Genomic DNA, 11661 nt, shown 5'->3' with positions numbered 1-11661 from the left:
CCCCTTTTACCGCCCTGACCTGCATCGCGTCCACCGACGCTCGTGACCAGTCAATCGCTCCGGCAGAACCGAGCAAATCCAGCATCATCTGATGCAGCCGGGCGAACACCTCCGCCTCGACCCACTCAGTGAACCGGCGATGCGCGGTCGCAGCACTGACCCCGAACGAAGCAGGCAACGCTGACCAGGCACAACCGGTTTGCAACACGAACAGAATCGCGGCCATCACCGCACGATCGTCCAACCGGCGCCGACCACCACCCTGGTGGCGTTGCGGCGCATCGGGCAACAACGGATACGCCAGCAGCCACAACGGCTCCGGACACCACTTCTCCACATCGCTCATCGTTGATCAACGATATCGCCTACTTGGCAACACAACCAAATGAGACACGGTCTAAACCGAGGGGTCAGACCTGGCGGAGGGCTTCGCGATAGCCGTCGAGATCGTAGTCGAGATGGTCCTCTTCCTCGGTCTCCGCCAGCTGGCTTTCCAAGGCCGCCACCAGCCGGTCCAGCGTTTCCTCACGGGTCGCGCCGGCGGCGGTCAGGCGTTGCGCGGCCGCCCACACTTCGGCGGGCTCGTCGTCCCACAGCTGGTCCACCACCGAGGTTTCCAGGGCGAGGCGCAGGCCGTCGGTGCCGTCGAACTCTTCCGCGGCCAGGGATTCGTGGTACTCCGGGTGGGCGCCGATCACCAGCAGGCGGCGCTGTTCCGGGTCGCCGGGGTCCAGGTCGGTCAGCTCCTCGTCGCCGATCACCGTGTCGGTTTCCGGGACGGCGAAACGGCGGCGCTCGACCACGGCGAGGATTTCCTCGGTGGACTCGGTGCCGTCGAGATAGTCGCTGAAGTCCTCGTCCTCCTCGTCGGCCAGGTACTCGCTCAGGTACTCGGTGACGTCCTCGACGAGCGCGCTTGCGGCCATATCGGACAGTCCGCCGCGGCGCGCGCCCCAGTCGGCCCAGGCCAGTACGACGGGGGCGACGGCGTCCTCGTCTTCCAGCTCGGTCTCGCCGTCCAGCAGGGACTCCAGGAAGCGCGCCAGCTTCTCCGGGCCGACACGCAGCGGGTCGGCGGGTTCGGTGCGGCAGCTGTGCTCGACCAGCAGACGGGCGATTTCGCGGCCGGATTCGGGGTCGTCGAGATCTGCTTCGGCAAGGAACAGGTCGACGGCCTCGGTGCGCTGCGCCGGTGACCACGCGGCCGGGGCGTCCCCGACGGGCGGCTCGGGCAGGCAGTGGCACCAGGCCAGCGCCACGGCGTGGAACCGCGCGTAGTCCTCGCCGACGTCCGGTTCGGCCAGCGCGTCGGTGGCGGCGATCCCGTTCGCCAGCAGCCGGCGCGCGTCGACCGGTTCGACCTTGTCCAAGACCACCAGGTCGCGGTCCTCCTCGGCCTGGCTGCGCATTTCGGCCAGCACCTCGTGCGGTTCCTCGATCACTACGAGGTCGCGCACCCGGCCGCCCTCGGTGAAGTCGAGCAGCGCGAGCAGGCCGAGGGTGGCTTCGCCACGGGAGAACACGCACAGCAGCGACGATTCGTCGCCGTAGACGTCGCCGGTGCGCCAGCACTCGCCGACGCTCACCTGACCGATCTCACCGGCCCATTCCGGCTCCGGGATGCCGCGGCCGAGCACCACGGCGAGGGCCTCGGCAGCCGCGGTGCGCTCTTGCGAGGTCTCCGCGAGCACCTGGAGCGCGGCCAGCAATGCAGCCGCGCCAGGGGTGATCTTGCGCTGCGCGAACGCGATCAGCTCCAGCCCGAGCCGCTCCTCGGGGTCCGCTTCGGTCCACTGGCCGATCACTTCGGAGGCGAGCAGCTCGACGTCGAACGGACCGGGCTCCACGGCGACCGCGGAGAAGTCCCGCAGCACGTCCTTGAACAGGCCGTTGACACTGGGACTGGCAGGTGGGGAACTCTTCTTGCGGGCGCGGCTGACCGGACTCATGCCGGACATCGTCGTCCATCCCCTGCCGGGCGTCGCCGGGGGTCCGTGGTTGCGCGCGGCCCGGTCGCCCTCAGCGGTCGGCCACCGGCTCCGGCGACCGCAGCCGCCGTTCGCGCAGCGCCTCGTCGAAGTCGACGACGAACGCGCCGGCGGCCATCGCCACCAGCAGTGTCAAGCCGAGCACGGCGCCTACCCACGTCAGCACGATCGTGAACATCGGGGCCTCCCCTTCCTGGCGGGGTCGGTTACCTGTTCAGGGTCGCTTTTCCAGTGGTTCGACCGGTATCGGCCAAGTGGTTACGAACAGGGTGGCCGATCGGCGGAGAATCCCCCGATCAAGTCCTCCTTGAGGCTGACGGGAGGCATGTGGGTGAGCCGGTCACAGCTTGCGCAGGCGCACCCGGTTGATCGTGTGATCCGCGTCCTTGCGCAGCACGAGCGTCGCGCGCGGGCGGGTGGGCTTGATGTTCTCCATCAGGTTCGGTTCGTTGATCGTGCGCCACAGGTGCCGGGCCTCTTCACGGGCCTCGTCGTCGGCCAGGCCGGCGAAGTGGTGGAAGTGCGAGGCCGGATCGGCGAACGCGGTGTGCCGCAGCTTCAGGAACCGCTCGACGTACCAGCGTTCGATGTCGCCGGTGTGCGCGTCCACGTAGATGGAGAAGTCGAACAGGTCGGACACGGTCAGCCGGGGACCGGGCTGGAGCACGTTCAGGCCCTCGACGATCAGGATGTCCGGGTGCTCCACAACGTGCTCCTGATCGGGCAGGATGTCGTAGGCCAGGTGCGAGTACACCGGTGCGGCCACGTGCTCGGCGCCGGATTTCACCTCGGTCACGAAGCGCAACAGGGCGCGGCGGTCGTAGCTTTCCGGGAAACCCTTGCGGTGCATGATGCCGCGCCGGGTCAGCTCGGCACGCGAGTAGAGGAACCCGTCGGTGGTCACCAGGTCCACCCGCGGGTGGTCGGGCCAGCGGGCGAGCAGCGTGCGCAGGATCCGGGCGGTGGTCGACTTGCCGACCGCGACACTGCCCGCGACGCCGATCACGTACGGCACCTTCGTGCTCCGGCAGTCCTCGCCGAGGAACGTGGTGGTCGCCTCGTACAGCTGCTGTCGGGCCTTGACCTGCAGGTTGATCAGCCGCGAGAGCGGCAGGTAGACGTCGGCGACCTCGGCGAGATCGATCTGCTCACCGAGCCCGCGCAATCGCACCAGCTCATCCGCGGTCAGCGGAAGCGGGGTGGAGCTGCGCAGCTCCCGCCACTGCTCCCGGTGCAACTCGACATAGGGACTCAGTTCACGGACCCGTGGCATCGCACACTCCTCGGCCGTCGCCTGCGCTGGCTCCGTCTTCCGTAACGCAGATTCAACCGTAGGGCTTACCGGGTGTGAACGCGCTGTGATGTGTTGCACGCGGGTCGGCGAGAGCCGGAATGGTTCACCGAGAGTGACCGTTTTGACCGAATACTTCCCGCCACGCCGCGGCCACCTGTCGTGCGCAGGTCGCCGGTTCGACGCCGCCGACGCCGGTGCCGAGTCCCGGCATCGCGATGGTGCGTACTGCGTCGCGCACCGGGCCTTCTTCCAGCTTGCCTTGGCACCATTGCAGGAACACCGCACGCGCGGCGAGATAGGGGTGCACCGTGTCCGCGGGCAGCCGCTCGGCGGGCTCGCGCATGGTCGGCGCGCTGATCAGCCAAGCCGGTTCGGGCTCGCCGGTCGGCGCGACTACCGCCTCTCCGACCGGCAGCTCACCGCCGTAGGAAGCGAGGACCGCGCTCCGCACGCTCTGCTCGATGCCGGGGAACGCGCGGGCGTACACCGCGTCGATCCCGCCCCGCATCCAGCCGTAGGAGTTGGCCGGGCTGACCACGGCCTGCGCGACCACGTCGAGCACCGACCCGCGGTGGACCCGGACCGGGCCGTCCAGGCCGGACACCACGGCGGACCACGCCGTGGCGAGGGGTTCATCGACGGCGCACAACACCAGTTCCGGCGTTCGGGGCGAATCCGGCGAGGCGTCCTCCCCGTGCCCGGTGCGTGTGCCCGATTCGGCGGTCACCGCTCCAGCATGGCAAAAAACGCCACCCGGCGTAACCGGTTTCGGTACCGGCTGTCCGAGTGAAAACCGCCACTCGGGCGGTCAGTAGCCTGAGGCTCGTGATGCGGATCGCGTACTTCGGCCCTCAGGGCACGTTCACCGAACAGGCCGCTCGCGCGCTCGCGCCGGGAGCGGACCTCACCCCCTACGAGACCATCCGGCTCGCGCTCGCCGCGGTGCGCGAGGGCGGTGCGGATGCCGCGTGCATCCCGATCGAGAACTCCGTGGAAGGCGTGGTGCCCGCCACGCTCGACGGCCTCAGCGACGGTCCGGCGCTGGTCGCCGTGGCGGAGGCGGTGCTGCCCATCCGGTTCAGCGTGCTCACTCGACCCGGTCAGGCGGAGATACGCACCGTGGCCAGCCATCCGCACGCGCTGGCGCAGGTCCGCGAATGGCTGGAGGCGAACCTGCCGGACGCCACCGCGGTCGCCTCGTCGTCCACCGCGGCCGCCGCGGTCGGCGTGGTGGAAGGCACTTTCGACGCGGCGGTGTCCGCGCCGGTGGCCATCGAGCACTATCCGCTCGAAGAGCTGGTCACCGGGATCGCGGACGTCGATGACGCGCAGACCCGGTTCCTGCTGGTGCGCCGTCCCGGCGAGCTGCCGGCGCCGACCGGTGCCGACCGCACCTCGATCGTCGCCGCCGCGGAGAACCGCACCGGGACGCTGGCCCAGCTGCTGGCCGAGCTGGCGAGCCGGGCGATCAACCTGACCCGGCTCGACGCCCGGCCGGTCCGCGACAGCTTCGGCGAGTACCGGTTCTTCATCGACTTCGAGGGGCATGTGGCCGAGCCCCGGATCGTGGACGCGCTGAGTGCCCTGCGCCGCCGTTGCCAGCTGCGGTTCCTCGGTTCGCACCCGCGTGCGGACGGGGTGCCGGCCACCGTGGAACCGGGTGCGGGCAACCAGGACTTCCTCGACGCGCAGGCCTGGGTGGACGCAGTGGTGAAGGGAGAACACGCGTGAGACTGCTGCTGGTCCGGCACGGCCAGACCGAGGCCAATCTGCGGGGCGCGCTGGACACCGCCTTGCCCGGCTCCCCGCTCACCGAAGCCGGTCAGGAGCAGGCGCGGGCTCTTGCGCAGCGCCTGGCGGCTGAGCCGATCGTGGCGGTGTACGCGTCGCAGGCGGTCCGTGCGCAGCAGACCGCGGCGCCGCTGGCCGAGGCACTCGGCTTCGAGGTGCAGGTGATCGAGGGCGTCAAGGAGGTCGGAGTAGGGGAACTGGAGGGCCGGACCGACGGCGCGGCCATCGACGGCTACCTGCGGATCTTCGCCGCGTGGACACGCGGGGAACTCGACTTGGCGATGCCTGGTGGGGAAACCGGGGCCCAGGTCCGCGAGCGGATGGTGCGGGCGGTCGCCGAGCTGCGGGCCAAGCACGAGGAATCCGCGCCGGACGGGGCAATCGTGCTGGTCAGTCACGGCGGCGCGATCCGGCTCGCCGGGGAGTGGCTGGCCTCGAACGTGTCCGCCGAGGTGGCCGCCTCGGTGCTCATCCCGAACACCGCCTCGATCGAGCTGCTGGCCGAGCCCGCCGGCTGGCGGTGCCTGCGCTGGATCGACACCTCGCTGTGAATCCTGAGTGAACTCGATGTGGGGAACTGGCCGGACGGGTGGCAACTCGGCCGGTGGTTCGCGCGTCCTCTGGGTAGGTTCCACCCAGGATTGCTTCCCCTGCTCTGCGAGGCGAGTGAAATGGCTGGCACTAAGAAGATCTCCCGGGTCGTGATGGCTGCGGCCGGTGCTTCCGGCGTTCTCCTGTTGTCCGCGTGCGGCGGCACGCAGCCGTCCGCGAGCAGTCCGTCATCGAATGTCTCCGAGACCTCGACGGCCAGTACGGCTACTCCTTCGCCGACGAACCCTTCGAGCAGCGCGCAGGCCTCCGTGCAACCGGCGGGCGAAGGGCTGTGCAAGGCAGCGGACGTCACGCTGTCGCTCGGCCAGGGCGACGCTGCCGCGGGCTCGAACTACCGGCCGTTGCTGATCAAGAACACCAGCGGGACGGCTTGCACGATCCAGGGTTATCCCGGGGTGTCCTACGTGACCGGGAGTGATGGGCGTCAGGTCGGGCAGGACGCCTACCGCGAGGGCACGAAGGGACCGGCGATCAAGCTGGCTCCGGGGCAGTCGGCGGCTGCGGACATCCAGTTCGTGCAGGTACGCAACTTCGACCCGTCAGCTTGTCAGCCGACCGCGGTCAAGGGGCTGCGTGTTTACCTGCCGCAGGAGAAGGCGGCGCAGTTCGTCGCCGACCCGAGCACCGGCTGTAATGGTGAGCAGATTCCGGGGCATCAGCTCAGCGTGAAGACGGTTCGGCGGGCGTAAGCGGGCTTCAGCCGCGCGCGCAGAGTTCTTGTACCCGGATGACGTCGGCCTGCGCGCCGCGATCGTCGAAGCGGCCGCTGGCCACCATCAGGTTCACGTTCCCCAGGCTCTGCGTGAGTGGCTGGTAGGTGCTGTTGAACGCGGAGGCCGCTTTGGCCAGGGAGAACGCGGCGGCGATCCGGTCGATCGAGTCGTCGGCCATGCGGGTGAACTGGGCGGCGCCGGCCCCGCCGGTGGTGTCCGGTATCCGTCCGGCCCGGTAGAAGGCCGAGCAGGCGGCGGCCGCGTCCTCGTCGGCCCCACCACGTTGCCCGGCCAGCGTCCAGAGCAGGCCGATCACACAGGCGCCGAGCACGAAGCCGGCGACCACGGCGAGCACCAGCCGGCGGCGGGCGGCGGGCACGGGACGTTCGCGCCGGTCGCCGTCCGGCAGGGGCGGGGTGTCGACTGTGGACATGACGGACCTCCCGGCGGCCGGGCTGACTTGTCATTCCAGCACCGAAACCGCATCACAGCGGCGGTCCGAGGCCGTTTTGTCACCGAAGTGCGTTCCGTCGCAGCGCGAACGCGGCGTACCCGGCCACGGCGAGCAGCAGCACGCCGGACGCGGTGAACGTGCGGCCGGCCGAGCCGAGCAGCTCGGTGCACAGACCGCCGAGCAGCGCGCCGATCGGGATCGCACCCCACACGACGGTGCGCCAGACACCGAGCACCCGGCCGAGCAGCTCGCTCGGCACGAGCGTGTGGCGGGCGGTCGCGAGCACCACGTTCACCGCGACGACCGCCGCGGCGAAGAGGCCGAACAGCAGCGCGGCGAGTACCGGCTGATGGACCAGCCCCATCCCGGCGAAGCCCAGCGCGCAGCACAGCACCCCGCCGATCAGCACCGGTCGCCGCCCGGTCCGCCGGACCAGCCGCGGGGTCAGCGCGGCGCCCGCCAGTCCACCGATGCCGCCGACGAACGAGAACAGGCCGAAGGCGGCCTCGGACAGCCGCAGATCCTCCAGCGCGTACAGCACCAGCTGTGCTTGGGCCAGCTCGCTGACCAGGCTCAACAGCCCGGCCACCGCGAGCAGGCGCAACAGCGTCGGGTGCTCTCGCAGCCAGCCGGCGCCCGCGGTGAAACCGGCCCGGATGCTGATCGTGGCGGTCTCCGCCTGGGGCCGGTAGCTGCCGGCGAGCCCCAGCAGCACCGCGGCGGCCACCGCGAAGCCGGCCGAGGTGAGCAGGAACGGGAACGCGGCGAACAGGGCGAAGGTGGCGCTGCCGACCGGCCCGCCGAGGAACGTCTGCCCGACGATCTCGCACGCCTGCAGCCGGCTGTTCGCGCTCTCCAGCCCCTCGGCCGGGACGAGGGCAGGCGGCAGCACGTTCGCCGCGCTGTCGGCCACCGTCTCCGCGGTGCCGACTAGCAACGCGGCGACGTAGATCGTCCAGATGTCCATCGCGTGCACCGCGACGAGCACGGTGACCGCGGCGACCGCCACGGCCCGCGCCGCGTTCGCCGCGATCATCGCCTTCTTCCGGTCCACCCGGTCGATGAGCGCCCCGGCCGGTATCGCGAACAGCAGCCAGGGCACGAACTGCACCGCGGACAGCGCGGCGATCTGCACCGGATCGCGGGTGAGCGTGGTGGCCAGCAGGGGGAACGCGACCTTGCCGATGCCGTCGCCGAGGTTGGCGGTGGCGCTGGAGGCGAGCAGCCAGCGGAACCGGTGATCGCCGCCCAACCGGCCGGCGTTCTGTAACCGACTACCGCTGTGCACTGACTACCGTCCCGCGCCCGACTGCTGTTCCACGATTGACTACCGCTCCGCGCCTGACTGCTGTTCCGCGCCCGACCGCTGGTTCGCTTCGCGCGAGGTATGTCTCGATCTGTGTGCTGAAGTCCAGCTTACCGGGAAAAACAGCAGATGGTGACCGATCCATGACTTTAAGTGGATTTCTCGCCGCGGCCCGGCGTGGCAAAAGGGGAAAGGTAAGCGAACATCACCACAGCGGCGATTTCCGCAGTGTTGATCACCAAGAGCCGACCCGCCGGTCAGCCCCAGCCGAGTTCGTGCAGCCGCTGGTCGTCCAGGCCGAAGTGGTGCCCGAGTTCGTGCACCACGGTGATCAGCACTTCCTCCACGACCTCTTCCTCGTCCTCGCACATGGCCAGAATCGGTTCGCGGTAGATCGAAATCCGGTCCGGCAGTACGCCGCCGTAGTGGCTGGTGCGCTCGGTGAGGGCGACACCGTGGTAGAGGCCGAGGATGTCGGGCGCCTCGTCGTTGTGCTCCTCGACCAGCACCACGACGTTGTCCATCGCCGCCGCGAACTCGGCGGGGACCTGGTCCAGCGCCTCGGAGACCAGCTCCTCGAAGCGGCTGCGGGACATTTCGACCGGCACGGTCAGCGGTTCCCGGTCGAACTGGGCGGGCTGCCCTCAGCCGAATCCGGCGCGGATTGCGCCTTCACGCTCCCGGTCACCGCCTGGAAGCCGCTGCCGTCGGCCAAGGTGGCCGCGACCTTGCAGTTGACCTTGGTGGACCCGGCGTCCCAGCTCTCCTGCTCGCGCACATCCCAGCCGAGGATCAGCTTCTTCTCGCCGAGGTCGGCGCCACCGGCGTAGTCCTTGGCGGCCTTGGTGCACTCGGTGTCCAGCCAGGCCTTCTGGTCCTTCTGGTTCGGGTAGCCGTTTTTGAAGTTCTGGCCCAGGTCCAGGGTCGCGATGATCTCGTAGGAGTGCGGGCGGGCGCAGTCCACCGGGTCGCCGACGCCCTTGCCCGCCAGCGCCAGGCAGGTCCCCGGCTCCCAGACCAGCGACTGATCCTGGCTCTTGGCCGGGCCGGTGGTCGGCTGCAGTTTGCCGCCGGGGCCTGCCCACTGCAGGCCACAGCGCAGCTGGCGATCGCCGTTGGACCACTGCGCGGGGGCGGGTCGCAGCAGGTTGGTGGTGAGCTTGCCGTATGGATCGAGCCGGTGCCCGAGGTAGGGCTGCATGTCGCTGTTGCACTTCTGCTCGGCGATCTGCTGCCACTGGTCGAGAGAGGGGAACGGCGCTTCCTCGTTGAACTGGGCACCGACGTCGATGCTGCCGGTCACCTCGAACAGGTGCGGCTGCTCGCACGCCACCTGGTGCGCGTCCGAGGCGTCCGTGGCGGCCCAGGTCAGGCAGCTGCCGGGTGGCGAGTGAAAGGCCTGCTCGGCGGCTTCGTTGAGTTTGCTCCCGCCGGCGAGCGTGTCGGTCCAGGAGAACGTGACGCTCAGCGCGAGCGCGATGATGGCGCCAAGGAACACCCCGGCCATCACCACACGGGTGGTCAGGGTCTTCATCTGCGCAGGGAACCGCTCGGCACCTCGGGACATCGTTACCTATGATGCCCGCGCCGCGTGAGTCTTGCGTGTGGCGGGTGGCTACTGTGGAAGGTGGCTTTGCCGTGCCGGGGGATTACGGAGCTCTAGATGACGCAGGACGACGACGAGAACACCGGGGGCCCGCCGGAGGACAACCCGAAGCGCGGTTCGATGCGCTTCCAGGACGCGAACACACAGCCGCGGGAGCCTTCGCTCGCCGAGCAACGGGCGCGCCGTCAGGCGCTCGCCGACCAGGAGCGCGAAGCGCGGGAGGCCGCCGAGGCCAGCGCGGCCGCGGCGAAGAAGGCCGGCACCAAGCGCAAGATCCTGATCGGCGGCGGGGTCACCGTCGGGCTCGCCGGGCTCATCGCGACCTACTACACCGTCGCGAAGCCTGCCGAGATGACCGCTGTCTGCACCGACGCCAACGGCGTGATCCAGAACGACGAGTACTGCGACGAGAGCTACGCCAGCAGCCACGGTGGGCACTTCAGCGGCGGCTTCTGGTTCATCCCCCTGCCCGGCGGCGGTTTCTCTCAGTACCGGTACAACTACGGCGGGTCCGGCAACATCGGCCAGCGTGTTGCCGGGGGCAGCTTCACCGCGCCGTCGGGCAACACCAATGTTTCGACCAAGTCGGGCACCAGCGTGCAACGCGGTGGGTTCGGCATCAGTGGCAAGTCCGGAACGTCCGGAGGTACCGGCGGGACCGGCAAGAGCGGAGGCTCGTAGGTGTACCGGGACCGCAAGCAGCCGCGCCGCGACTGGCAGCGGATCGTCGAAGAGCAGGGCCTGGTGTACGGCACCCCGGCGCGTGACGGGGCCGGGAAGGCCCGGCCGTACTGGGACGAGTCGGTGCACTACGTCTTCGACATGGACGAGGTGCTGTCGGTGGAGGCGGACGTCGAGCTGCTGCATTCGATGTGCCTCGAAGCCGTGGACAACGTGGTGACCACCGAGGGGTACCGGCGCTTCGGCATTCCGGAGTGGGTGTGGCCGCACATCGCCGAATCGTGGAAGCGGCAGGATCCGCACGTCTATGGCCGGTTCGATCTGCGTTACGACGGCAAGTCGCCGGCCAAGCTGCTGGAGTACAACGCGGACACGCCGACCACCCTGCTCGAGGCATCGGTGCTGCAGTGGCACTGGAAGACCGAGATCTTCCCGGACGACGACCAGTGGAACTCCATCCACGAGAAGCTGGTGGAGCGCTGGGCCGAACTCGGCGACAAGCTGCCCTCGAAGGAGCTGCACTTCACCTGGTCCTCGGCCGACCCCAGCGGCGAGGACCACGTGACCACCGCGTACTTGCAGGAGACAGCGGCCGAGGCCGGGCTGGACACGGTGGGCCTGTCGATCGAGGAGATCGGCTGGGACCCGGTGCTCAAGCGGTTCGTGGACCTCGAAGAAGCGCAGATGGCCACGGTGGTGAAGCTCTACCCGTGGGAATGGGTGGTCGACGAGGAGTTCGGCCGCTACGCGGTGGAGACCATGCCGCGCACGTTGTGGGTCGAGCCACTGTGGAAGATGCTGCTCTCGAACAAGGCGCTGCTCGCGGTGCTGTGGGAGAACTACCCCGGGCACCCGAACCTGCTGCCCGCGTTCACCGACGACCCCGGTCTGCTCACCGAGTACGTGCGCAAGCCGAAGCTGGGCCGCGAGGGCGCGAACGTGCAGATCGTGGCCACCGGTTACGAGACCCAGACCGGCGGTGTCTACGGCGCGGAGGGCTACGTCTACCAGGCGTTCGACCCGCTGCCGGAGTTCGACGGCTACCGGCCGGCGCTGGGTGCCTGGGTGGTCGGCGACGCCTCGGCCGGACTCGGTATCCGGGAAACCGGTGGGCTGGTCACCGACGACGGCGCGGCGTTCGTCCCCCATCGGATCCGCGAGACGTGATACAACCCTGCCTGTCCGGTTCACGCGTTTCGCGCTGATCGCTCAGGGA

14 protein-coding genes are annotated in these 11661 nt (G+C 69.4%); 5 read left to right on the top strand and 9 right to left on the bottom strand.

What is annotated here, in order from left to right; genetic code table 11:
- The 5 genes from D5S19_RS15845 to D5S19_RS15830 all read right to left on the bottom strand — a co-directional run.
- The coding region (locus D5S19_RS15845; RefSeq protein ID WP_147397401.1) for a transposase at positions 1 to 346 on the bottom strand (346 nt) is incomplete at its 3' end.
- 64 nt (positions 347 to 410) lie between these two features.
- On the bottom strand, positions 411 to 1949 hold the full coding sequence (locus D5S19_RS15840) for a hypothetical protein (RefSeq protein WP_199730524.1): 1539 nt from the start codon (positions 1947 to 1949) through the stop codon (positions 411 to 413).
- A 70-nt stretch (positions 1950 to 2019) separates the two neighbouring features.
- Positions 2020 to 2166: a hypothetical protein gene (locus D5S19_RS32490; protein WP_199730523.1), complete on the bottom strand. Its 147-nt coding sequence runs from the start codon at positions 2164 to 2166 to the stop codon at positions 2020 to 2022.
- Positions 2167 to 2328: 162 nt separating this feature from the next.
- Entirely contained in the window at positions 2329 to 3261 is a 933-nt protein-coding gene (gene coaA / locus D5S19_RS15835) for a type I pantothenate kinase (protein ID WP_120024110.1), read from the bottom strand.
- A 124-nt stretch (positions 3262 to 3385) separates the two neighbouring features.
- Entirely contained in the window at positions 3386 to 4009 is a 624-nt protein-coding gene (locus D5S19_RS15830) for a macro domain-containing protein (protein WP_120024109.1), read from the bottom strand.
- A 98-nt stretch (positions 4010 to 4107) separates the two neighbouring features.
- Between D5S19_RS15830 and pheA the strand changes: the two genes are divergently transcribed.
- The 3 genes from pheA (at position 4108) to D5S19_RS15815 (ending at position 6374) form a co-directional block, all read left to right on the top strand.
- Positions 4108 to 5013, top strand: a complete 906-nt coding sequence (gene pheA, locus D5S19_RS15825; RefSeq protein WP_120024108.1) for a prephenate dehydratase — start codon at positions 4108 to 4110, stop codon at positions 5011 to 5013.
- Entirely contained in the window at positions 5010 to 5624 is a 615-nt protein-coding gene (locus tag D5S19_RS15820) for a histidine phosphatase family protein (RefSeq protein WP_120024107.1), read from the top strand. The genes pheA and D5S19_RS15820 overlap by 4 nt, the downstream gene beginning before the upstream one ends.
- A 120-nt stretch (positions 5625 to 5744) precedes the next feature.
- Positions 5745 to 6374: a DUF4232 domain-containing protein gene (locus D5S19_RS15815; RefSeq protein ID WP_120024106.1), complete on the top strand. Its 630-nt coding sequence runs from the start codon at positions 5745 to 5747 to the stop codon at positions 6372 to 6374.
- 7 nt (positions 6375 to 6381) lie between these two features.
- Here the strand turns inward: D5S19_RS15815 and D5S19_RS15810 are convergent, their stop codons facing one another.
- From D5S19_RS15810 to D5S19_RS15795, 4 genes are all read right to left on the bottom strand, one after another.
- Positions 6382 to 6831 (bottom strand): hypothetical protein, encoded by a 450-nt coding sequence (locus tag D5S19_RS15810; RefSeq protein WP_120024105.1) that lies wholly within the window; start codon positions 6829 to 6831, stop codon positions 6382 to 6384.
- A gap of 79 nt (positions 6832 to 6910) precedes the next feature.
- Positions 6911 to 8140, bottom strand: coding sequence for an MFS transporter (locus D5S19_RS15805; protein ID WP_233573951.1), 1230 nt, complete (start codon positions 8138 to 8140; stop codon positions 6911 to 6913).
- Positions 8141 to 8415: 275 nt separating this feature from the next.
- Positions 8416 to 8766 (bottom strand): metallopeptidase family protein, encoded by a 351-nt coding sequence (locus D5S19_RS15800; protein WP_120024103.1) that lies wholly within the window; start codon positions 8764 to 8766, stop codon positions 8416 to 8418.
- A 2-nt stretch (positions 8767 to 8768) separates the two neighbouring features.
- Positions 8769 to 9725, bottom strand: coding sequence for a septum formation family protein (locus D5S19_RS15795; RefSeq protein ID WP_120024102.1), 957 nt, complete (start codon positions 9723 to 9725; stop codon positions 8769 to 8771).
- A 96-nt stretch (positions 9726 to 9821) separates the two neighbouring features.
- Here D5S19_RS15795 and D5S19_RS15790 point away from each other — a divergent pair, with 96 nt between their 5' ends.
- Both D5S19_RS15790 and D5S19_RS15785 read left to right on the top strand, forming a co-directional pair.
- A complete protein-coding gene (locus D5S19_RS15790) occupies positions 9822 to 10445 on the top strand; it encodes a hypothetical protein (RefSeq protein ID WP_199730522.1) in 624 nt (207 codons plus the stop codon).
- Positions 10446 to 11612, top strand: a complete 1167-nt coding sequence (locus tag D5S19_RS15785) for a glutathionylspermidine synthase family protein (protein ID WP_120024101.1) — start codon at positions 10446 to 10448, stop codon at positions 11610 to 11612.
- Positions 11613 to 11661: the final 49 nt, after the last annotated feature.

This window comes from Amycolatopsis panacis, assembly GCF_003600245.1.
GTDB classification, from domain to species: domain Bacteria; phylum Actinomycetota; class Actinomycetes; order Mycobacteriales; family Pseudonocardiaceae; genus Amycolatopsis; species Amycolatopsis sulphurea.
Note: the sequence above shows the minus strand (reverse complement) of the source record. Positions and strands in the feature narration are given on the sequence as shown.